The 22,768-nt window shown below is 60.7% G+C and carries 22 protein-coding genes and 1 riboswitch; of the genes, 11 read left to right on the top strand and 11 right to left on the bottom strand.

Translation table 11 applies throughout. The features are described from left to right. Positions 1-51 precede the first annotated feature (51 nt). The gene (gene rutR / locus V476_RS16670; protein ID WP_024959490.1) at positions 52-780 is read right to left on the bottom strand and encodes a pyrimidine utilization regulatory protein R; all 729 of its coding nucleotides are present in this window, start codon (positions 778-780) and stop codon (positions 52-54) included. 293 nt (positions 781-1,073) lie between these two features. Between rutR and rutA the strand changes: the two genes are divergently transcribed. From rutA to V476_RS16640, 6 genes are all read left to right on the top strand, one after another. Beyond that, positions 1,074-2,156, top strand: a complete 1,083-nt coding sequence (rutA, locus tag V476_RS16665; protein WP_024959489.1) for a pyrimidine utilization protein A — start codon at positions 1,074-1,076, stop codon at positions 2,154-2,156. Next, a complete protein-coding gene (gene rutB / locus V476_RS16660; protein WP_024959488.1) occupies positions 2,156-2,893 on the top strand; it encodes a pyrimidine utilization protein B in 738 nt (245 codons plus the stop codon). Before rutA ends, rutB begins: the two co-directional genes overlap by 1 nt. Before the next feature lie 10 nt (positions 2,894-2,903). Continuing rightward, entirely contained in the window at positions 2,904-3,287 is a 384-nt protein-coding gene (gene rutC, locus V476_RS16655; protein ID WP_003317005.1) for a pyrimidine utilization protein C, read from the top strand. 41 nt (positions 3,288-3,328) lie between these two features. Further along, complete coding sequence (rutD, locus tag V476_RS16650) at positions 3,329-4,108, top strand: pyrimidine utilization protein D (RefSeq protein WP_024959487.1); 780 nt, start codon at positions 3,329-3,331, stop codon at positions 4,106-4,108. A gap of 13 nt (positions 4,109-4,121) precedes the next feature. Further along, entirely contained in the window at positions 4,122-4,658 is a 537-nt protein-coding gene (rutF, locus tag V476_RS16645) for an NADH-dependent FMN reductase RutF (RefSeq protein ID WP_024959486.1), read from the top strand. Between the two features lie 220 nt (positions 4,659-4,878). Continuing rightward, positions 4,879-6,066: a cyclic di-GMP phosphodiesterase gene (locus V476_RS16640; protein WP_024959485.1), complete on the top strand. Its 1,188-nt coding sequence runs from the start codon at positions 4,879-4,881 to the stop codon at positions 6,064-6,066. A 24-nt stretch (positions 6,067-6,090) separates the two neighbouring features. Here V476_RS16640 and V476_RS16635 read toward each other — a convergent pair whose 3' ends face one another. The 5 genes from V476_RS16635 to V476_RS16615 form a co-directional block, all read right to left on the bottom strand. Then, entirely contained in the window at positions 6,091-8,820 is a 2,730-nt protein-coding gene (locus tag V476_RS16635; protein WP_024959484.1) for a winged helix-turn-helix domain-containing protein, read from the bottom strand. Between the two features lie 209 nt (positions 8,821-9,029). Continuing rightward, positions 9,030-10,394: a DUF1329 domain-containing protein gene (locus V476_RS16630; RefSeq protein WP_024959483.1), complete on the bottom strand. Its 1,365-nt coding sequence runs from the start codon at positions 10,392-10,394 to the stop codon at positions 9,030-9,032. Positions 10,395-10,422: 28 nt separating this feature from the next. Continuing rightward, positions 10,423-12,360: a DUF1302 domain-containing protein gene (locus V476_RS16625; RefSeq protein WP_004406890.1), complete on the bottom strand. Its 1,938-nt coding sequence runs from the start codon at positions 12,358-12,360 to the stop codon at positions 10,423-10,425. A 308-nt stretch (positions 12,361-12,668) separates the two neighbouring features. Beyond that, positions 12,669-14,351: a fatty acid--CoA ligase gene (locus V476_RS16620; protein WP_024959482.1), complete on the bottom strand. Its 1,683-nt coding sequence runs from the start codon at positions 14,349-14,351 to the stop codon at positions 12,669-12,671. Between the two features lie 157 nt (positions 14,352-14,508). Next, positions 14,509-15,141 carry a LysE family translocator gene (locus V476_RS16615; protein WP_003421709.1) on the bottom strand — a complete coding sequence of 211 codons (633 nt, stop codon included), beginning with the start codon at positions 15,139-15,141 and terminating at the stop codon, positions 14,509-14,511. A gap of 234 nt (positions 15,142-15,375) precedes the next feature. Here V476_RS16615 and V476_RS16610 point away from each other — a divergent pair, with 234 nt between their 5' ends. Together V476_RS16610 and V476_RS16605 are read left to right on the top strand one after the other, a co-directional pair. Further along, complete coding sequence (locus V476_RS16610; protein WP_024959481.1) at positions 15,376-16,374, top strand: methyltransferase; 999 nt, start codon at positions 15,376-15,378, stop codon at positions 16,372-16,374. Between the two features lie 38 nt (positions 16,375-16,412). Then, a riboswitch (yybP-ykoY riboswitch) is annotated at positions 16,413-16,551 on the top strand. 69 nt (positions 16,552-16,620) lie between these two features. Continuing rightward, a complete protein-coding gene (locus V476_RS16605) occupies positions 16,621-17,205 on the top strand; it encodes a TMEM165/GDT1 family protein (protein ID WP_024959480.1) in 585 nt (194 codons plus the stop codon). 54 nt (positions 17,206-17,259) lie between these two features. Here V476_RS16605 and V476_RS16600 read toward each other — a convergent pair whose 3' ends face one another. The 4 genes from V476_RS16600 to V476_RS16585 form a co-directional block, all read right to left on the bottom strand. Beyond that, positions 17,260-18,078 (bottom strand): M48 family metallopeptidase, encoded by an 819-nt coding sequence (locus V476_RS16600; RefSeq protein WP_003346150.1) that lies wholly within the window; start codon positions 18,076-18,078, stop codon positions 17,260-17,262. Positions 18,079-18,261: 183 nt separating this feature from the next. After that, positions 18,262-18,891: an SOS response-associated peptidase gene (locus tag V476_RS16595; RefSeq protein WP_003365552.1), complete on the bottom strand. Its 630-nt coding sequence runs from the start codon at positions 18,889-18,891 to the stop codon at positions 18,262-18,264. A gap of 29 nt (positions 18,892-18,920) precedes the next feature. After that, positions 18,921-19,181 carry a putative signal transducing protein gene (locus V476_RS16590; RefSeq protein WP_003318203.1) on the bottom strand — a complete coding sequence of 87 codons (261 nt, stop codon included), beginning with the start codon at positions 19,179-19,181 and terminating at the stop codon, positions 18,921-18,923. Beyond that, positions 19,181-19,363, bottom strand: a complete 183-nt coding sequence (locus V476_RS16585; protein ID WP_003318204.1) for a CPXCG motif-containing cysteine-rich protein — start codon at positions 19,361-19,363, stop codon at positions 19,181-19,183. The genes V476_RS16590 and V476_RS16585 overlap by 1 nt, the downstream gene beginning before the upstream one ends. Positions 19,364-19,466: 103 nt before the next feature. Here V476_RS16585 and V476_RS16580 point away from each other — a divergent pair, with 103 nt between their 5' ends. Next, on the top strand, positions 19,467-20,633 hold the full coding sequence (locus tag V476_RS16580; protein ID WP_003421706.1) for a 1-acyl-sn-glycerol-3-phosphate acyltransferase: 1,167 nt from the start codon (positions 19,467-19,469) through the stop codon (positions 20,631-20,633). 298 nt (positions 20,634-20,931) lie between these two features. Further along, positions 20,932-21,138 carry a hypothetical protein gene (locus tag V476_RS16575; RefSeq protein WP_003346138.1) on the top strand — a complete coding sequence of 69 codons (207 nt, stop codon included), beginning with the start codon at positions 20,932-20,934 and terminating at the stop codon, positions 21,136-21,138. Between the two features lie 66 nt (positions 21,139-21,204). Here V476_RS16575 and V476_RS16570 read toward each other — a convergent pair whose 3' ends face one another. Continuing rightward, positions 21,205-21,786, bottom strand: coding sequence for a YajG family lipoprotein (locus V476_RS16570; RefSeq protein WP_003346137.1), 582 nt, complete (start codon positions 21,784-21,786; stop codon positions 21,205-21,207). A gap of 228 nt (positions 21,787-22,014) precedes the next feature. Here V476_RS16570 and V476_RS16565 point away from each other — a divergent pair, with 228 nt between their 5' ends. Continuing rightward, positions 22,015-22,248, top strand: coding sequence for a hypothetical protein (locus V476_RS16565; protein ID WP_024692284.1), 234 nt, complete (start codon positions 22,015-22,017; stop codon positions 22,246-22,248). Positions 22,249-22,768: the final 520 nt, after the last annotated feature.

Raw genomic sequence — 22,768 nt, 5'->3', positions numbered from 1 at the left:
GCCCGCGCACTGCGCGAGCGGGGTGCGCGGGTCAGGTCAGACGAAGCCCGGTCACGCCTTGCGCGGCAGGATCCCGTCCAGAACCATGCTGCGCAGGCTCGCCAGCACCTCTTCGAAAAACGACGGATCATCCAGGGTCTTGCCAGTCACGGCCTCGACCTGAGTGCGGAAGTCGGCGTAATGCTGAGTGGTTGCCCACAGGGTGAAAATCAGATGGTGCGGGTTGACGGGGGCCAACTGGCCGCTGTCGATCCAGTGCTGAATCACCGCCACCTTGGCCTGCACCGTGTCACGCAACGGGTGCTGCAACTCGCCCTGAATCAGCGGTGCGCCCTGCATCACTTCCATGCAGAACAGCCGCGATTCGGCCGGGTGATCGCGGGACATTTCCAGCTTGGCCTTGATATAGGCGCTGATCGCCTGCACCGGGTCCTTGTCGGCGGTGAAGTGCAACAGCGGGCTCAGCCATACCGCAAGCAACTGACGCAGCACATTCAGGTACAGGTCGTCCTTGCTGCTGAAGTAATACAGCAGGTTGGTCTTGGAAACGTCCGCCAGGCTCGCGACCTGATCCAGGCTGCTGCCGTGCACGCCGTAGCGAGAGAATATCTCCAGCGCCGCATCGAGAATCAGCGTGCGCTTGCCCTCCATCAGGCGCATGCGCCGCTTCAAGGACGTCGCACTGGGTTCGCGGGTCGTCTTGACCACGGTCTCTGGCTTGGCCTTGCGTACGCGTTTCTTCGCCGGGTCAGCCAGGGGAGGTTTCTTGTTCACGCACATCCATCCAGTGATGCCGAAATGAGCGGGCATCTTAACGGGCGCAGCTGTTTTGTCGATACGGATTGCCTGCGCCGTCCGCCCTGCCCCATCTGCGTGCGCCCTGCACAAACCAAGTGCTCTGATTCGGACCAAATGGTCTGAAACAAACATTAAAAATCCACAAACCCTTGAATAAAAACGATAAATATTTCTGGCCCGCTTAATGCAAAAGATGATCGAGAGACGATTGAAAGACGATTCAAGTGCCGCCAGTCGCGCTTTGGCACGCATCGACCCACGCAGAGAGGCCTCATATGGACATTGGTATCTTCATCCCCATCGGCAATAACGGCTGGCTGATTTCCAGCAATGCTCCGCAGTACATGCCGACCTTCGAGCTGAACAAACAGATCGTGCAGCAGGCCGAGGGCTACGGCTTCGATTTTGCGCTGTCGATGATCAAACTGCGTGGCTTTGGCGGCAAGACGCAGTTCTGGGAACACAACCTGGAGTCGTTCACGCTGATGGCCGGCCTGGCCGCGGTCACCAGCCGGATCCAGCTGTTCGCCACCGTCGCCACCCTGACCATCCCGCCCGCCATTGCCGCGCGCATGGCCTCGACCATCGATTCGATCTCCAATGGCCGCTTCGGGATCAACCTCGTCACCGGCTGGCAGAAGCCGGAATACGAGCAGATGGGGCTGTGGCCGGGCGACGAGTTCTTCCACACCCGCTATGAATACCTGGCCGAATATGCTCAGGTTCTGCGTGACCTGTGGGCCACCGGCAGCAGCGACTTCAAGGGCGAACATTTCAGCATGCAGGACTGCCGCGTCAGCCCTCGCCCACAGGGCGACATGAAGCTGATCTGCGCCGGTCAAAGTGAAGCGGGCATGGCGTTCTCGGCACAATATGCCGACTACAACTTCTGCTTCGGCAAAGGCGTCAACACACCTACAGCGTTCGCGCCGACTGCACAGAAACTGCTCGAAGCCAACGAAAAGACCGGCCGCAACGTCACTTCCTGCGTGCTGTTCATGATCATCGCCGACGACACCGACGAAGCTGCACGGGCTCGCTGGGAGCACATCAAGGACGGTGCCGATGAAGAAGCCATCGCCTGGCTGAGCGAAAAAGGCTCGGCAGATAAAAGCGCCGGCTCCAACCTGCGGCAGATGGCCGACCCGACCTCAGCAGTCAACATCAACATGGGCACGCTGGTGGGGTCGTGGGCCACAGTGGCAAGAATGCTCGACGAGGTTGCCAGTGTGCCGGGGACTCAAGGTGTGATGCTGACGTTCGATGATTTCGTCAAAGGCGTCGAAGATTTCGGCGAGAAGATCCAGCCATTGATGACCAGCCGCAAGCACATCGCGCAACTCAAGGAGGTGGTCTGATGGCAACCCCGACAACCGTCGCAGGCGTTGACCTGCCGGACGTGCAACCCGCCCGCGAACTACCCGCCCGTCCTGAACCGCTGCGCATGAAACCCGGCGAAACCGCGCTGGTGGTGGTCGACATGCAGAACGCGTATGCGTCGCTCGGCGGGTATCTGGACCTCGCCGGGTTCGATGTGAGCAGCACCGGACCGGTCATCGCCAACATCAACAAGGCCTGCGCCGCAGCGCGTGCGGCGGGCATTCCGGTGATCTTTTTCCAGAATGGCTGGGACCCGGCCTACGTCGAGGCCGGTGGCCCCGGCTCACCGAACTGGCACAAGTCCAACGCCCTGAAAACCATGCGCAAGCGCCCGGAACTCGAAGGGCAACTGCTGGCCAAGGGTGGATGGGACTACCAGCTTGTCGACGAACTGACGCCTCAGCCTGGCGACATCGTGGTGCCGAAAATCCGCTACAGCGGCTTCTTCAATTCCAGCTTCGATAGCGTGCTGCGCAGCCGCGGCATTCGCAATCTGGTGTTCACCGGCATCGCCACCAATGTCTGTGTCGAATCGACCCTGCGCGACGGTTTTCACCTGGAATATTTCGGCGTGGTGCTGGCTGACGCAACCCATCAGGCAGGCCCCGAATTCGCTCAGCAAGCCGCGCTGTTCAACATCGAAACCTTCTTTGGCTGGGTATCCAGCGTCGATGACTTCTGCACCACTTTCAGCCCTGTCGGGCAACTTTCGTGAGGACACCAGCATGACCAAGAAAGCGATCATCCCTGCCGGCACCAGCAAGCCCATCGCGCCGTTCGTACCGGGCTCCATGGCCGACGGCGTGCTCTATGTCTCGGGCACACTGCCGTTCGACAAGGACAACAACGTGGTACACGTCGGCGACGCCACCGCACAGACCCGTCACGTGCTGGAAGCCATAAAAAGCGTGGTCGAGACCGCGGGCGGAACGATGGACGATGTCACGTTCAACATGATCATGATCCGGGACTGGGCCGACTACGCCAAGGTCAACGAAGTGTATGCCGAGTATTTCGCGGGCGAGAAGCCAGCCCGTTACTGCATCCAGTGCGGCCTGGTCAAACCCGAGGCGCTGATCGAAATCGCCAGCATCGCCCACATCGGCTGAATCGCGACCGTGGGCAGTTGACGCCCACCCGGAGAAAACCCATGTTCCATGAGTTTCATGCCTGCCAGCATGCCGATGCACCGACCCTGGTGCTCAGTTCCGGGCTGGGCGGGTCTGGCCGCTACTGGGCAGATGACCTGGCACTGCTGACCCGCGACTACCGCGTGCTCGTCTACGACCATGCCGGAACCGGACGCAGTCCTGCGGTGCTGCCAGGGGATTATTCGATCCGGCACATGGCTGTCGAATTGCTGGCCCTGCTTGATTCGCTCGACATCCAGCGCTGCCATTTCATGGGCCATGCGCTGGGCGGCCTGGTGGGTCTGGAACTGGCCCTGCTGCGCCCGGAACTGCTGCAAAGTCTGATACTGATCAATGCCTGGAGCAGTCCGAACCCGCACAGCGCGCGCTGCTTTTCAGTGCGCAAAAAACTGCTGTTGAACAGCGGACCGGAGGCCTACGTGCAGGCTCAGGCGCTGTTCCTCTACCCGGCAGACTGGATCGCCGCCAACGGCCCGCGGCTGGACGACGACGAAGCCCACGCTCTGGCGCACTTTCCCGACACCGACAACCTGCTGCGGCGCATCCATGCGCTGGAAACCTTCGACGTGGAGGCCGATCTCACGCGCATCCACACCCCGACCCTGCTGATTGCCAACCGCGACGACATGCTGGTGCCCTGGCAGCAATCCCGGCACTTGGCCAATGCGCTGCTGAATGCAACGCTGGTGGTGCTGGACTATGGCGGCCATGCCTCGAACATTACCGATCCACAACCCTTCCAACGCGCCCTGCTCGCTTTTCTCAGCACACAACCCTGAAAGGACTCATCCCATGCCTACCTCCTCTGCAGCTCCCGCCATTCTGCCCATCGCTGCTGTCAGCCAGCTCGCGTTTCGCGATGCGATGTCCGGCCTGGCCGCCGCCGTCAACGTGATCACCACCGGCGGCCCTGGCGGACGCGCCGGCTTTACCGCGACCGCCGTATGCAGCGTGACGGATCAACCGCCGACGCTGCTGGTGTGTATCAACCGCAGTGCATCGGTGTATGACGCCTTCATCGAAAACGGCAGGTTGTGCGTCAATACGCTAGGCCATGGTCAGCAGGATTTGTCCAACCTGTTCGGCGGCAAGAGCTCCCAGCAGGAGCGCTTTGCCTGCGGCCAGTGGGAGGCCGGAGTGACCGGCGCGCCGATCCTCGACAGCGCAAAGCTGGCGCTCGACTGCAAGGTGAGTCAGTCGGTCAGCGTCGGCACGCATGACATTCTGTTCTGCGAGGTGGTGGATATCAGGCATCAGAGCGGTGCAGATGCATTGGTCTACTTCGGCCGTCGCTATCATCACCTGCCGAGCGAAACGCCAGTGGCCTGAAGGCTTGAGAATGAACCCGCCAGAATGCACCAAATAGACATGATTTTTTGCGACAGCCCCGTATACTGGCATTGTGAGATTAGAACAATCCTTGCAGTCAACGGGGTGACGTCATGTCGATCAATAGCGCCTGCATTCTGCTGATACCCGCCAGCAGCCCTTCGTATGCTCGTTGCGCTTACCCGCTGCCTGGCATGCCTACGCACGCAGGTGGCTGAGCATGCTGAAAAAAATACCTGTGGCTGAGCTTGCCCTGGGCATGTACATCCACAAAATCTGCCGCCGCTGGACCAATGATCCGTTCTGGATAGGCCTGGTCGAAGTCATTCTCGATGACGTTGAAGTGCTCAAGCGTATTCAGCAATCGGGCACTAAAGAAGTCTGGATCGAAACCGGTAAAAGCCGTGTAGTGACACCCCAGACCTCACCCGCATCGCCATCGGCCAGCGAGGATACAACTCCGGCCAGTCTCGAAACGGAAGTTCTACGCGCCAGGCTGATCTGCGGACGGGCCAGAGACGCGGTCATGTCCATGTTTACCGAAGCACGCATGGGCCGGGCCATGGATGTCGGCAATGTGCAGTTGCTGGTGGAGGAAATCTCCAATTCGATCCTGCGCCATCCGCACGCGCTGATCAGCCTGTCCCGCCTGAAGACCTCCGACGAGTACACCTACATGCACTCGGTGGCGGTCTGCGCGTTGATGGTTGCGCTGGCCAAACGCATGGGCATGCCTGACGATCAGGTCCGTGAGGCCGGTGTGGCCGGACTGATGCACGATGTCGGCAAAATGATGATTGCCTCGGCGGTGCTCAACAAACCGGGCCGCCTGACCCGCGACGAATTCGAGATCATTAAGGCCCACCCCGAGCTGGGCGTGAAGATACTCATGGACACGCAGCCCGTGGCCGCGTCGGTGATCGATGTCTGCCTGCATCACCATGAGAAAGTCGACGGCTCGGGCTATCCGCACGGCCTGAAAGGCGACCAGATCAGTATCTTTGCGCGCATGGGCGCGGTGTGCGACGTGTATGACGCCGTCACCTCCGACCGCCCTTACAAAAAGGGCTGGGGCGTTGCCCATTCGATTCGCGAGATGGCGTCATGGAAGGGGCATTTTGACGATATGGTTTTTCAAAGCTTCGTCAAGACCGTGGGTATTTACCCGATCGGCACACTGGTACGCCTGGAAAGCGGGCGCCTCGGCGTGGTGGTCGAACAAGGTGAGGCGTCGCTGCTGAAACCGAAAGTGAAGGTTTTCATGTCGGCGCGCACCGGCAAGACGTTCGCCGCACAAGTCATCGACCTGGGCTGCCCTTCCGACCCGGACGGAATCCTCAGAATCGAAAAAACCACCGACTGGGGGCTGGAAGAAGTCGATACGCTGTGGGCGGGCAGTCCGGCCTGAGTGGCCCGGTAAACTCCATCGTCGTCAAGCCAGCAAGCCCAGCGTCTTGGCCCTCGCCACCGCTTGAGTGCGACGCTCGACCCCCAGCTTGCTGTTGATGTGGCTGGCGTGGGTCTTGACGGTGTGCAGGGAGATGAACAACTGCTCGCTGATCTCCTGATTGGAACAGCCCTGTGCAATCAGTTGCAGCACACCCAGTTCGCGCACGCTGAGGCAATCGCCGCCATGGGCCGGCTCGGGCGACGGCGTGCAACAGGCCGGGAGCTTTTCCAGCAATGCAGCTTGAACCCGACAGGGTGGCAGGTGCAGAAGTTGCTCATGCAGCCACCGGGGGTGCTCGCCAATCAGCGCCTTGAACGGTATCAGTGCGCCGCCGGACGCTGCGGGCAGGCTGCGCAGCAACAATGCCCGCGCCTCGTCGCATCGCGCCTGGCTCAGCAGCAGGCCGATCTGCTGGGTCATGGCGATCAGTCCAAGCAGTTTCGCCCCCACCTCCTGAGCGCGCCGTTCGAGCGCCTGCAAGCGCTGTTCGCAGGCAACGCCATCACCCTGCAATCGTTCGAGTACGGCACGCTGCAACTCGATGTGTTGTGGCAATTGTGGATGGCATTCCGGGGCAGCAGCGCCGAGGCCGCCGTTGTAGGTCTGCGTCAGGCGCAGCAGCCACGCTTCGGCAAGGTCCATGCGCCCCTGCAACAGCCACAGCTCGCATTTGACCAGGGTAATCATCGCCAGATAATAGATCGGCGGCACGTCCCAGATGTGCATCAGCCGTTCGGCTTCGGCGAGTTCAGCGAAGGCTTCGGCAAAGCGGCCGGCGCAGCCTTCCATGGTAGCGATCACGCAGTGACCGATCAGTACGCTGATGTCGCGACAGGCGCGCGCCTCGGCCAGGCCGGCCAGCAATAACACCCGCCCCTCGTCCACCTGCAGACGCAGGGTCAGCAAGTAGCCCTCATACAGCGTCAGACGCGCGCGGACCGCGTACAGCCGAATGGTGGACAAGCCTTTGAGGCGTTGCTGCCCCTGTCGTACTTCCTCGAGCGCGCGGAGAATTTCGCCCCGCGCCTGCAGGACTCGGGCGCGGTCGTAATGCGCCAGCGCCTCGAACAACGGATTGGCGACCCGCTGAGCCAGTTCCAGCGCATCACGATTCAACACGCGGGCGCGCCACAGATCACCGTTGGCGACCGCGAGGTTGGCCAGTGTCGACAGGCACACCAGCCGCTGCCCATAACGTCTTTCCGGCAGGCTCAGCAGGGCTTCGGTGCAGTAGCGCTGAGTCTTGTCACTGTCTCCGCGACCGCGGGCGATGATGCCGCTGAGTGCCAGCCATTGGGCGAGCATGGATTTCTGAGCGGTTGCCGAGGGCGCCGGCAGAAACCGGCTCAGCTGATTGGCCAGCTCTTCGGCGGCATCCAGCTGGCAGGCCAGCCCCAGCGCCCAGGCGTAGAGCACGATCAGGCGAGGCGTGCTGGTCAGCAGGTCATCCGGCAAATCCATCTTCCAGCGCAGCAGCATGCCGACGTTCTGTTCGGCCAGCAGTTGCTCTTCGGAGAGGTTCTGCACCAGATTGGCCGCCACATCCAGATGCCCGGCGCGCAACGCCTGCTCGACCGCTTCGTCCAGTTGGCCCTGAGCGCTGAACCAGCGGCAGGCATTGAGGTGCAGGCGGGTCGGCGGTGCGCCGGCCGCCTGACGAGCGCGCAACAGATCGGAAAACAGGTGGTGATAGCGAAACCAGTGGCCCTGCTCGTCCAGCGGCACCAGAAAAACCTGATGCGCCTGCAGATAACCCAGCATCTCGGCGCTGTCGTGACCATCCCGCGCGGCGTCGCACAGCTCGGCGCAAAAGCGTTCCAGGCAGGCGGTGTCGTAGAGAAACGCCTGAACATCGGCAGGCAGGCAGTCGATCACTTCTTCCAGCAGGTACTCGCGAATCAGCACCTCACTGCCGCGCAGCGCCTGGGACAAGGCGCTTTCATCACCGGCTTCGGACGCCGCCAGCAACCAGAAGCGCAGCCCGGCGACCCAGCCTTCGCTACGCTGAATCAGGCTTTGCAACGCCTCGCTATCGAGCGAGCCGCTGTGCTGGCCCAGCACTGCCATGGATTCGGCGTGCGTGAGGCGCAGGTCCTGTTCGTTGATTTCCAGCAGCTGCCGCGTCAGACGCAAGCGTGCCAGATGCCAGTCTGGGCGCTGTCGGCTGGTCACCATGACTACCAGCCCGGCCGGCAGGTGATTGAGAAGGAACTGCAGGCAGCGATCGAGTACCGGCCCCTGGGCCAGATGATAGTCATCGAGCACCAGCAACAACGGTTTGCTCAACATCAGGTGCATGGCCAGTTCGTCGAGCAGACTGTCGAGCCACTCCTCGAAGGCGAACGGCTGGTGGCGCTGGCGCATCTTCAGCAGGCCCATCGCCTGCGCGCCCAGTTGCGGGAAGAATTGTTGAAGGCTGGCCAGCAACCGCTCTAGAAAACGGCCCGGGTCGCTGTCCCGCGCGCTAAGACCCAGCCATACGTTTTGCCAGTTGTCCGGCAACCCCTGACAGAACTCGACAGCCAGCGAACTCTTGCCGAACCCGGCCGGGGCGCAGACCAGCAGCAGTCGGCCGCCAAGCCCTGCATCGAGACGCTGACACAGGCGCGAACGGGGAACATAACCCTCGGGCAGAGGTGGACGGAAAAATCGCCTTTCCAACGCAGGAATCGCGCCGTCTGCAAACCCTTGCATTCGGGACAGATCAGTCATGGCCGGCTCGTGTAGGAATCGTTGTTTCGGCATCGCGGTGTTCGGAGACTAGCGGGTAAATCGCTACTTTTGAAAGGCCATCACCGAAAAGACTGTAACAAAATTCCTACGACTTATAAGGCCACTTTCCACAACTGAAAAAGCCCCGTTCAAGGGGCTTTTCAGGAGCACGAGGCAGACGCTGGGCTACAGCGTGTATCGATCAGGTATCAACGAACCCCTTCCTGACGCAGCGCGTTGGGGGTGAAGTCGCTGGTGCCGGCCGTGAAGCCGAACTCGTAGGCTTTCTTCTCTTCGTTCTTCATGCCCAGCGCCACGTAGCGACCCGATTGCAGGTCGTACAGCGTTTCTACCGCGTACCACGGCACTTGCTTGTCGTAGTAGTTTTCCGAGTGCGCCTCGGCCACGCGCCACAGCTGACCACGTCCGTCGTAATGGTCGATGACCGCGGCCTGCCAGGTGTCTTCATCAATGAAGAAGTCACGCTTGGCATAGATATGACGCTGCCCTTCCTTGAGGGTGGCGGTCACGTGCCAGACGCGGCGCAGCTCGTAGCGGGTCAGGTCCTGGTTGATATGGCCGGCCTTGATGATGTCGGCGTACTTGAGCGTCGGATCGTCCAGCTTGTGGCTGTTGGAGGCGATGTACATTTCCTGCTTGCCGATCAGTTTCCAGTCATAGCGATCCGGCGCACCGTTGTACATGTCGAGGTTGTCTGACGTGCGCAGCCCGTCGGACGCAGTACCCGGCCCGTCATAGGACACCTGCGGCGCACGACGGACGCGGCGTTGACCGGCGTTGTAAAGCCATGCCGAGCGCGGCTCCTTCACTTGATCGAGGGTTTCATGCACCAGCAGCACGCCACCGGCCAGACGCGCCGGGGCGGTGACTTCCTGCTTGAAGTAGAACAGCACGTTGCCTGGATTTTTCGGGTCGAAATCCCTCATCTTGTCGCGAAACACGAACTGATCGGAGAAATACACCAGGCTGTAGGAGCCGTTGGGCTGTGGCGTGGCCTGGGTGACCAGACGCTTGACGCTGCCGCCCCGGTAGCGGGTGATGTGGTTCCAGATGACCTCGACACCGCTGGCCGGGATCGGGAACGGGATGGCCGTATCGAAGTTTTCCAGACCACTGCCGCCACCGACCAGCTTGGTGGTGGTGGCATTCTTTTTGATCGCGGCGAACACATCATCCGGCACGGTAGCACCGCGACGGGTCGGGTAGACCGGAATCCGGTAGCTGTCCGGGTAACGCTTGAACATCGCGTATTGGCCCGGCGCCAGCTTGTCCTTGTACTGCTCGACATTGGCCGCGGTGATGATGAACAGCGGTTTTTCACTGGCGTACGGGTTGGCAAGGAAACCCTTGCTGTCCACCGCCCCGGCGTTTTTCGGCATCGGGCTCCAGGCCGGAATGGTGTTGGCCGCATTACCGGCCTTTTCCGCGCCCATCGGCGTCAGTGAGGTGCCCAGCTTCGCCGCTTCGGACTCGGACACCGCAGCCATCACACCGGTCGCCAGCAGCGACATCCCCAGAACCCCGGCCTGCAACAGATTTTTTGTTATTTTCATGTTCGTCGTCATCCTGAAAACCATGTTCTTAGAAGTTCATGCCGAAGCTCAGCGCCACGAAGTCCCGGTCATCGACCGTGGTGTACTTGCCATCAAAGAAGTTGGTGTAGGAAAGGTTCGCGGTGTAGGTGTTCTGGTACTCGGCATCGAGCCCCAGGCTGACGGCCTTGCGCCCCTCTTCGAAGTTGCCACCTGGGCCGGGTGAATAGCCTTTGACGTCATGCGACCAGGCCACGCTCGGCTTGAGGTTGACCCCGGCGAACACGCTGTTGTAATCCCAGATGGCACGGGCGCGGTAGCCCCAGGAGTTGGCGGTGGTAAAGCCGTCGTCTTCGCAATAGCGGGTCAGGTTATTCTGCTCGGCACCGGTCAGCGTGCCGGCGTTCAACGTTGCGCATTGACCGCCAGGCAGCGGCCCCGGGCCGTACACCGGATCGCGTCCATAACGGATTTTGGAGGTGCTTTCGAGCCCGCCCACGTGAGTCCAGCCCACTTCACCGACCACCGTCAGACGCTCGGCGCCCATGACCTGATCGAAGAACTGAGTAAATGTGGTCTGCATCTGGGTGATTTCTTTGCGGCGATAACCGGCTTGATCCGTATTCGGCTGCCCGCTGAGTAGCGACACATTGGGGTTGAGCGGCGAAATACCCGAATAGAGGATGTCGGTGGTATTGACCTGAATCGGCGCGTTGGGGCGATAACTGATCTCGCCGCTCCACGCCGTGCCGGTGGGCAGCGTGGTCGAGAAGCTCAGGCCGTACAGACGAATGTCTTCGGGGTATTCGACGTAGTAACTGGAGTTGCCTGCCACCACCACCGGCAGCAGACTGGGGGCCAGCGCGGCGGCAGTGCTGGCAGGAATGCCATTGCGAACCAGCGAACCGACCAGCCCTTGCGGACTGAACGAAGCAGCAGAGCCGCCGCGCCCGCTGAAAATCGGTGCACGGCTGTGGTAATTCATCATGTACGCGCCGAACTCGGTGTCCAGCGGTTCGAAGTTGTAACGCAAGGCGAAACCGAACTGGCCGCTGTCACGCGCATCGCGGTCAGGGCCTCGGCGCACCACCGCGCCCTCATCCGGGTTGCCGAACACCACGCCCTGCTGCGACAGTGAATTGAACACCGCACCGCGCGCCCCGGCAGGCAGACCGGCCGCCGTCAGCGAGCTGTTCAGGCCGCTGCGGCTGCGCAAGACCGCGAGGTTGTTGTTGCAGCCATCGGCAATCACATCCGGTTGCGAGAAGAAGGTGCCGCAGTTGTCGACGACCGTCTGGTCCCATTCCAGCTGGTAGAAACCTTCGGCAGACAGGTTGTCGGTCAGGCTCTGCGACAGGTAGAACATGTTGACCGGAATCAGGCCTTCCTTGATTTCCGACCCGGGTCGCCGGAAGGCCGAGACATCGACCGGGTTGACGCTGTTGATGCCGCCCTGAATGAAGGTACTTTCCCCCCAACTGATGACCTGCTTGCCAAAGCGCACCGCGCCCGGCTGATCGGCAATCGAATAGTTGTGATAGACGAAGGCGTCGAGCAACTGGAACCCGGACGACTTGGCGCCCTCCTTGCGGCCCGAGTCGCTGATGTCCTTGAACTCGCGGTTTTCATCCTTGAGCTCGAAGTCGTACCAGTATTTGCCGCGCAGGAAAACACCGGTATCGCCGTACTTAAGTTCCAGATCATGAATGCCCTTGAATATCTTCGAAAACGTCTCCCCACGCTTGAAGTTCAAGTGACCGTCATCGGACGTTTGCGACAAACCACGCCCGCCGTTGTTGGCGCCGATCAGGTTCTTGTTGGGATTGGCCGTCGACCAGCTCGCGCCCACCGACAGCGACGAGTCGAAACTGCCTTCGATCTCGCCGACGTTGAAGGTCACGGCAAAAGCCGGGCCGGCGAGCGAAGAGGCAAGGCTGACAGCCAGAGGCAGCCTGGCCCGACGCCAGAAGGGGGATGTGCTTGTCATCGACGCTACTCCTTGTGTTTTATTGTTATGGCGGTGGGGAAATCCAGAAACGAATCAGTCATCGAATCAACACACGCGCCAGGTCCGTTCTTGCCATTCCCGGTGCAGACTATAGCCAGCACGCTCTGACGCTAGATCCCTCTAAAGTGTGATTTGCAGGACCAACGCCTCTGGACCGCCCGTTTCCGGGAAGCCGCCAAAAAACATGTGCGGGGAGGATGGCGTAATTTGCAAATTTGGCAAGTCACAGAGCAGGACCTGCAGCGCAGACACGTGCCGTCGCCGACCGATACGGCACGTCCGAGGTGTCAGAGGGTCGAGAGAAAGGCACTGTTGCTGCTTTGCCACTCCACGATGTCCCGGCGCATGCGTTTCTTGTCCAGCTTGCCGACGCTGGTCTTGGGAATTTCGGTAACAAGCGCGATCTGGCTGGGAATGGCCCACTTATTGATGTGACCTTGCTCGACAAACGGCTTGAGGTGCTCCTTCAAACCCTTGGCGTCGAGCTGGTGGCCATCGCGAATCACCAGCAAGGCAAACGGACGTTCGCCCCATTGCGGATCGGCGATGCCGACCACTGCCACTTCGCGCACTGCCGGATGGCGACTGCACAAGTCTTCGAGCTCCAGCGACGAAACCCATTCGCCACCGGTCTTGATCACGTCCTTGATGCGGTCGCGAATGTCGATAAAACCCATGCCGTCCAGCGTCGCCACATCGCCGGTATGCAACCAGCCCCCCGCCCACAACTCGGCGCCTTTTTCGGGCTCGCGAAAGTAGCTTCCGGTCAGCCAGGGCGCACGTAAGACCAGCTCGCCTTGGGTTTCTCCGTCGGCCGGGAGAGAGTTGCCCTGTTGATCGATGATGGCGGCCTCCACCAGCATCCCCGGCACGCCGGCCTTGATCCGGTAGGTGATGCGCTCGTCTTCACTGCCCGCTTTCAGTTCTTCGTTGATGTGCGCTACGGAAATGAGCGGTCCGGTTTCGGACATGCCGTAAGCGGCAGTGAGCTGGATGCCACGGCATTTGGCGGCCTGATACAGACTGCGAGTCAGGGAGCTGCCGCCAATGATGATCTTCCAGCCGCCGAAATCGACGTCCTGAGCAGACTTGGCGTTCAGGAGCATTTGCAGGATGGTCGGCACGCAATGGGAGAAGGTGACTTTCTCCCTGCGCCACAGCTCTACCAGCAACTCGGGATCGTAGCGGCCGGGGTACACCTGTTTCAGACCGAGCATGGTTGCCGCATAGGGAATGCCCCAGGCATGCACGTGAAACATCGGTGTGATCGGCATGTAGACGTCATCGGTGCCCAGCAGCCGGGTGCTGTCGATACAGCCCATGATGGTCGCCACGCCCATGGTGTGCAGCACCAGTTGGCGGTGGGTGAAATACACGCCCTTGGGGTTGCCGGTAGTGCCGGTGGTGTAAAACGTGGTGGCGACCGAGTTTTCGTCGAAATCCTCGAACACGTACTCGGGGCTGGCCGCAGCCAGCAGGGTCTCGTACTCGCCCACCAGGTTGGGCAGGTCGGCGCTCTTGTCTGGCAAGTCGGTCAGCAACAGGGTCTTTTCGACCGTGTTCAGGTGTCCGGACATGGCCTGATACAGCGCCATGAACTCGCTGTTCACCAGCACCAGACGGTCATCGGCGTGGTTGATGGTGTAGGCGATCTGCTCGGGAGAAAGCCGCACATTGACGGTGTGGATGACCGCGCCAATCATCGGGATGGCAAACATGCACTCCAGGTAGCGGTGGCTGTCCCAGTCCATCACCGCCACCGTGTCGCCGGCCTTCACGCCTGCCGCCGTCAGCACATTGGCCAGGCGGCAGATGCGTTCGTTGAGGGTCGCGTAGGTATAACGGACCGAATCACGGTAGATAATTTCGCGCGTCTTTTCATAACGACCGCCCGACAACAGCAGGCGCTTGATCAACAGAGGGCACTGATACGCGCCATCGGCGGGCGCAAGAACGCGAGTCTGTAACATATGAAGCCCTTTTCAAAGTCCATAGGTGTGCTGAAAATATGCACTCTAGGGCCTCGGGCTGCCAGTGAAATCAGTAAAAGGGATGATTTGCCGAGACGCCCCGCGCTGTCTGCAAGGGGCGTCCGGACTGCTGCATATGCAGGCCTGAATTCAGCGTTCAGTGGACCTCGGTCAGCGCCAGCTTGATGCCCAGCGCGATCAGCACGCCGCCCATGGCCCGGTCGAACCAGTGCCCCATGCGCGCGAATCCTGCGCGCACCCGGGCCTGGCTGAACAGTCGCGCCACCAGACAGAACCACGCCGCCGTCGCCACTGCGAGGTACACGCCGTAACCGCCCTGCACCAGCAATGGGGTGTGCGGATTGATCACCACGGTGAACAACGAGAGGAAGAACAGCGTCGCCTTGGGATTCAGGCCATTGGTGACAAAACCGCTGATGTAGGCACCGCGCGCCGTGCGCTCGCAGGGAGTAGCCTTGATGGCGACATCGGCCGTCGCGGCGGCTGGCTTGGCGCGCAACGCCTTGATGCCGATGTACAGCAGATAAGCAGCGGCTGCCCATTTCAGCGCGTTGAACAGCACGATGGACTGGGAAACGATAATCCCGATCCCCAGCAGCGAATAGCCCACATGCAGAAAGATCGCCGAGCCGACGCCCAACGCCGCCCAGGTCCCTGCCTTGCGCCCATGAGCGACGCTTTCACGCACCACCACCGCAAAATCCGGACCGGGACTGGCAACCGCCAGCAGGTGAATCAGCGCAACGGTAAGAAACTCTGCCAAGTACATGTGTGACCTCCTGGAGGATTGACGTCTGACCCGGCAGGTTACGCTGTCTGATGTCCTCGCAACAGATGTCGGCATTGATACGATGCAGAGCTTGCTCTAACTATGGTGCGACGCTGGGGCATGCGGAACGATCGCAACTATCGTGCGGCGCTCCGCGGCGCATGCCGTTCCGGACGCTCCGCGTCCTCTTGGCCCATATCCTGTTAGACTGCGCGCTTTTTCAGGAGCCATTCCATGGACCCGCGCAGTGAAGTGTTACTCCGTCAGGCTGAGCTGTTTCAGGGCTCGCTGTTGTTGGTCGGGCTGCCCGCCGATGACCTGCTCGGAAAACTGCCGGATGCCCGTGGATGGTGCTGGCACGCCGGTGATCAGGCGGCTCTGGACGCACGTTTTGAAGGGCGCGTGGATTTCGGTGTCGAAGCGCCACAGACTGACTTCGAAGCCGCTGTGCTGTTCCTGCCCAAGGCGCGTGACCTGACCGACTACCTGCTCAATGCACTGGCCTCGCGACTGGCCGGACGCGAGCTGTTTCTGGTCGGCGAGAAACGCGGCGGCATCGAAGCGGCTGCCAGGCAACTGAGCCCTTTCGGCCGCGCGCGCAAGCTGGACAGCGCTCGCCACTGCCAGCTGTGGCAGGTCACCGTCGAGCACGCACCGCAAGCCGTCAGCCTGGAAAGCCTCGCCAAGCCCTACCAGATCGAATTGCAGGACGGACCGCTCACCGTCGTCAGCCTGCCCGGCGTTTTCAGCCATGGCCGCCTCGACCGTGGCTCAGCCCTGTTGCTGGAAAACATCGACAAGCTGCCCAGCGGCAACCTGCTCGACTTCGGTTGCGGCGCCGGGGTGCTGGGCGCGGCGATCAAGCGTCGTTACCCGCACAACGAAGTCATCATGCTCGATGTCGATGCCTTCGCCACCGCCAGTTCACGCCTGACCCTGGCCGCCAATGGCCTGCAAGCCCAAGTGCTGACCGGTGACGGCATCGACGCAGCGCCGATGGGGTTGAACACGATTCTGAGCAATCCACCGTTCCATGTCGGCGTTCATACCGATTACATGGCAACGGAAAACTTGCTGAGAAAAGCACGCCAACATCTCAAATCAGGCGGCGAACTGCGCCTGGTGGCGAATAACTTCCTGCGTTATCAGCCGCTGATCGAAGAGCACGTCGGCCAGTGCGAAGTCAGGGCGCAGGGCAACGGTTTCAAAATCTACAGCGCCAAACGCCCCTGAAATAAGCACTTGCCGAAACGTTTTCGCGGAGGCAGAATCCGCTCCGTCCTAGGGGAGTAGTCTCCCACGAGCGCCATGCTCGTCCGGCACGTATCAACATACTTGGTCCTCAGACCATGGTACGTGCGACCCGGAATCCGCTCAGACGGATCGGTGGTTTGACAAGACCTATGACACGAACACCTTACCCGGGGCGGGGAGGTTGTACGTGTCATAGCCGTGTTGACCCGCCCCTTAGGAAACCTGATGCTGGAATCATTCTTAGTCCCTACCGCAGTGGTTGCGCTCGCCGAAATCGGTGACAAGACGCAGTTACTCGCGCTCGTTCTCGCCGCGCGCTTTCGCAAGCCATGGCCGATCATTGCCGGCATCGTTGCCGCAACCCTCGCCAACCATGCGGCAGCCGGCGCTGTAGGTGCCTGGTTCAGCAGTTATCTGTCAGACCCAGTGCTGCACTGGATCCTCGCCGCCAGCTTTACCGCCACGGCGCTGTGGACACTGGTTCCGGACAAGATGGACGACGACGAAGCCAGCACGGCACGCAAGTTTGGCCCGTTCATGACCACGCTGATCACGTTCTTCATCGCTGAAATCGGTGACAAGACGCAGATCGCCACGGTGATGCTGGCGGCGCAGTATTCCTATCTGTGGCTGGTCATTCTGGGCACCACGGTGGGCATGCTGCTGGCCAATGTGCCGGTGGTGCTGGCGGGCAATTTCGCCGCCGAGAAGCTGCCGCTGACCCTGATCCGCCGACTGGCTGCCTGCGCGTTCTTCGTGCTGGCGCTGGTGGCGGTTTACAAGGCAATGCAAGTCAGCGGCTGGGTGTGATGCTGGCCCGTAGCGTTGCGAAAACCCTCGCAACGCTACGGGCGACTCATCCACTCAGGATTTAGCGGCTTTCTGGTACAGCGGCATGACTTTCGGTATCGCAGCCTGCAACGAAGCGATGCGACTTTCCGAGGCCGGGTGAGTGCTCATGAACTCAGGCTGCGAACCACCGGAGTTCTGGGTCATCTTCTGCCACAGGGTGATCGCCGCATTCGGGTTGTAACCGGCGCGCGCGGCCAGTTCGAGACCGAGCAGATCGGCTTCGTTCTCGTTACTGCGGCTGTTGGGCAGCGTCAGGCTATAGTTGACCACGGTATCTGCCAACGCCAGGCTGTCCTGTCCCAATCCCAGCAAGGCACCTGCGCCCTGCTTGGCCATTGAAACACCGTATGCCTTGGACATCGCTTCACGCCCGTGCTCGCGCAGGGCATGGGCGATCTCGTGGCCCATGACCGCCGCGATTTCATCGTCGGTCAGTTTGAGGGTATCGATCAGGCCACTGTAGACAATGATCTTGCCACCAGGACCACAGTTGGCGTTCAGCTCGTCGCTCTTGATCAGGTTGACTTCCCACTGCCACTGCGCCGAATCAGGCCGTAATTTGGGCGCCTGGGCAATCAGTCGATCGGCGATTGCATGAACCCGCTTGGCATTGGCGCTGGTGGTGTCCAGCACCCCTTTGCTGGTCGCCTCGCCAACGGTCTGCTGGTAGGACTGGGCGTACATTTTGTTGACTTCATCCGTGGAGAGCATGCTGAACATGTACTGTTTGCGCTCCACACCGACCGAGTCGCCACTCGTGGTATTGACTGCCTGACACCCGCCGAGCAGCAACGCAGCGCTCAAGGCACAGAAGGCAAATGAAGGACGCATGGTGTATCTCCTTGTGTATGAAACGGTCAGTCCCGGGGCAGACCTCTGCGCCAGATACCGGCCAACTGGCATCTTGGTCTTTGACAGGGGTGGATGGTTCCCGCAGGTGTGTCCAGTTTGTATCAGATGTACTTCAACGCGGATATCGGATTTGTCCGATTCGGTGTTTTTTGCCTTGCCCTACTAACTTAGCGGCGTGAGGCACTCGGGGGCATTCAGCTTCGGATCATTAACCAGATTGGCCAAAGGCCGTTCGCGCAGCGCCGTCTGCGGGGCAGCCAGCAACGCTTGCAGGGTCGGCAGCGGCGTGTCGGCGGCCAGCCAGTCTTTCTGACCCTTGGCATCCAGAATCAACGGCCGACGCTGGGTCGCAGCCGCCTGGGTGACCACCGCGACGCTCAGGTAGGTATGCCCCTGCACCGGATAGGCTTCCCAGATCGCGGCGAAAAACAGTGCGGCGCCCTCCCCTGGCGTCAGCCAGAAAGGACGCTTGCGCACCGTGCCACGCCATTCGTAAAAGCCGTTGGCGGGGAGCAGACAGCGGCGATGGGTGAAGGCATCGCGAAACATCGGCTGCTCGGCCACGGTTTCGGCGCGGGCGTGGGCAGGCGTTTTCGACAGGTCGGTGAGCCAGGCCGGGGTCAGGCCCCAGCGCGCGCGCACCAGTTCGATACCGTCAGCATTTTCGGCGGCACGCATGATCAACACCCAGTCGGCTGGCGAAATATTCCATTGCGCCTGCTGATCGGCAGGAAAACCGGGCAAGGCGGCAAAGGCAGGGGTCCAGCGAAACAGGGCGTAGCGTCCACACATGGGGGCTAATCAGACTCGTTTGAAGGTGCTCAGCACACCAGTACATCGGGGAAGTCGTCCGGCTCATCGCCAGACAGGGGCGAAGCGCTATTGTACGCAGTGATCAACGCTCGTGCGCGGGCGACCTGCGCATCTTCGACCTTGAGTGCCAGAAGCCCCAGCCCCGGTAGCTCGCCCATCGCCCCGAGCAGATCGCGACCGGCCAGATGCGCGTTGATGCCTTCGCTGGCAAGCATTGCCAGCAGCAACTCGGCCTCCATCAGGTTCTCGGGCTCGTAGATCTTCTGCATCACTCGTTCTCGCTGCGAACGTCCAGATTCCAGTCTTCGCCGTCGGTCTGCAGGTCGAAAACGATCGGGCGGCAACAGACCGGACAGTCTTCAATGTACTGTTGATCGCCGCCGGAAAGGTCCAGTACGGCTTCGACAGGTTCGCCGCAATAAGGGCAGTCGTAACTCTGTAATTCCTGCATCACGGTCTCCGGGATCAGTTATGCGTATAATTGACCCATTCTTCAGAAGGCAGTTTTAACAAATCCGTCTTCTTTTTACCCTATTCGATTCAAACAAGAGAGCATGATGGGCGAATTTGATGCCATCCGACCTTACAACGATGCAGAAGTCCCCGCCGTCTTGGCACGTCTGCTGAGCGACAAAGCCTTTCTCGCCATTCTGACCCGATTCCGCTTTCCACGCCTGGCGGGCGCATTCGGCTGGCTGCTGCAGCCAACACTGGCGCGCAAGCTGCGCCGCGAGTTTGCAGGTATCGACTCGGTGGCCACGCTGCAGGACAAAGTCGAATATTACGTCGACCACACCATCGAACGCGCCACGGACGGGGTCACCTACACCGGCGTCGAACAGCTGAAGTCCGGTTGTGCCTACCTGTTTCTGGCCAACCATCGCGATATCGTCATGGACCCGGCGTTCGTCAACTACGCCGTGTACCACGCAGGCCTGCCTACTCCGCGCATCGCGATTGGCGACAACCTGCTGCAAAAGCCATTCGTCAGCGACCTGATGCGCCTGAACAAAAGCTTCATCGTGCACCGCTCGATCACCGGGCGGCGCGAGAAAATGGCGGCTTATCAATTGCTGTCGGCGTACATCAATCACTCGATCACCCAAGACTGCCAGTCGATCTGGATCGCTCAGGCCGAAGGCCGCGCCAAGGACGGTGACGACCGTACCGAGTCGGCGATCCTCAAGATGTTCCACATGAGCCGCAAGGATGAGCCATTTGGCGACGTGATTCGTTCGCTGAACCTGATCCCGGTGTCGATCAGCTATGAGTATGATCCGTGCGACAGCGCCAAGGCCCGCGAGCTGTACATTCGTGCGACAACCGGCGCCTACACCAAGACGCCGGGCGAAGACGACGTGAGCATTGCCCTGGGGATCACCGGCTATAAAGGCCGTGTGCATGTGAACTTCGCACCGCCGATCACCGAGCATTTCGAGGACACCAAGCAACTGGCCATCGAGATGGATCGGCAAATTCTCGGCGGCTATCGGCTGTTCCCGGTGCATTACCTGGCGTACGCGCAGTGGAGCGACGCCGATCCGGCGCTTGAAGTGCCGAAGGCTGAAGCGCTGTTTCCGGCCGATGAACTCGAGCGCGCCAGGGAAGAGTGGGAAAGCCGCCTGGCAGGCACGCCGATCGAGCACCGCCCTTACATGATTCAGCAATACGCGACTCCAGTGCGCAACCAGTACCGCGTCAAGGCAGGGCTGGCGCTTTAAGACCTGGAACGCCTATCGTGCCCATGCTACGCGTGGGTACGCACTTCTGGACGTTCTGTGTCCAGTCTGGAGCGCGTCAACGCGCCCTGACGCATAGCGTCACCCAAGGCATTTCCACGCTGGAGCGTGAGAAACGACAGGTATGCGGGCGAGCACGTATCATGCCCAGGCTACGCGTGGTCATGCCCCCCCGAAATATCCTGCACGACAATTCTCTGCCGCTGTCACCCCAGCGTCATACTTCACCTGCATTGTGTGGCTCCTCGAGAAACGGACTTCCCTCTCTTTGGAGCTTGTCATGCTGCATGCAAAAAATCAGGATCGCCTTTATCTCATTGCCCCAAGCGATGAGCAGCAGGAGTTGATCGATGGCCTGGCCTTCAATGTTCAGGACCGCCACTGGCTGGTCTACTGCGCACTGGGCGGGCATGTTCATCATGATCTGCCGGATCTGGATCAGGACACGGGTTTGAGTTTCCTCGACTTTTACCAACAGGCAGCCTGATACCAAACCCTGAACAGCAAAAAGCCCGGCCCCTTCAACAGGGGCCGGGCTTTTTTTATCGCATGCTTACTGCGACAGGGTCGAACCGATGGTCGGGTCCTGGAAGACGCGGGTCAGTGCATCGCTCAACACATCGCTCACCAGCTTGGTGTTGGTTTCCTGATTCGGCGCCATACCGAAACGCTGGTCCAACGATGCGGCGTAACGGCCACTGTAGGTGCGGCCGTTATTGCGCACGTCAGCGCGGAACGTCGAGCTGATGGTGGCTTCAGTCACGTACAGACCTTCCTTCGGCGACTGGTACTTCAGGTCTGCCAGGGTCACGGTCAACTGCGGAGCGCTGCCGCCCTGGGTCGGTGTAAAGCCCAGCAGGCGTACGGCGGCTTCAGCCTGAGCCTGAAGCTTGGGAACGATGTCGGCACCGGTGACGCTGATTGCGCTGGTTTCCGGGTACATGCCACCGCGCGTGCCCAGCGTCGGCCCAGGACGGCCGTCGACGACACGCACCACCACAGGCTGACCACGCCCTACCGCCGCCAACTGCGCATTGAGCTTGGGCGTAGGGCTGAGTTGTTGTGGGCTGTGGGCACAGCCCACCAGGGTCAAACTGCTTACAGCAAGCAAACCGAACAAAATGCGACGCAGCATGCTCATTTCTCCATGGGCCAGACACTGAATGTGCCGCAGTATAGCGGCCTGTCACAGCCGCTAACCAGAGGCCACTGACCGTTAAGCCTCGGACATTTGCCACGCATCGGGGTTCACGCCGCAACGCAGGGCAAGATTCATCCGGCACGGTGTAATCAGGGCGTCACATCCACACGGCAGACTCGCCTCCATCGCACAGACGCTCATTCACGTCACAGGAGCTGCGCCATGAATCTGTTCCGGTCTCTGTTCACTGCACGTCCCCAGCATCGCCACTACGCGCGTATCGATCAGGCGGGCGTCTGCCGTGCGTTCAAACACTGCGCACAACGTCCTACCGGTGTGGAATGGGTTGAAGTGACCGAGCAACGGCTCAGCTGGCTGAATCAGCCACTGCCCGCCAGCGCACGCATGACGCAGCGTAGCGAACGCTCAACGCGCGGCCAGTTGCTCATCGCCTGACCGGAGAGCGAATAAAAGTCATTTAAAGCGATCAATTCCTGCCATTTCATCGCTATAATCTCCCCCCGATTATAAGGACGTCTCCTGATCGGGCCTCGCAGCACTGCTAATCGCCGTATTAGCGCCTTCGTAATGCCCACAGAGAGCCGCCCACACAGGTCATTTGCGCACGAGTGTGCTCGATGAAAGGTGAAGAATGCTCGAATCGTATCGAACCTTTCTCGCCGGCCAGCGCCTCACTCTTTATGTGCCTGACCTGCCAGCGCTGTCATCGCAGCCATTTCGAGGTTTGGTTCGCGTTCCCAAAAGGACGTGAAAAACGGGTTTCACTACTTCACAAGAGTGTGGCGAGCAAATGAATAGGTACGCGTTTGTACATGCACCATCAGCGTCTGAACCGGCTCTCTTGAACAGGACTGACCGCGACTGCGCCTCCATGACCGGAGCCTGACGCCATCGACAGGCGCCCGTTGCACACGGGGCTCCCTGACGATGGTCGAATGGCCTCGCAGGCCTGGAA

This window comes from Pseudomonas syringae KCTC 12500, from assembly GCF_000507185.2.
Classification (GTDB): domain Bacteria; phylum Pseudomonadota; class Gammaproteobacteria; order Pseudomonadales; family Pseudomonadaceae; genus Aquipseudomonas; species Aquipseudomonas syringae.
Note: the sequence above shows the minus strand (reverse complement) of the source record. Positions and strands in the feature narration are given on the sequence as shown.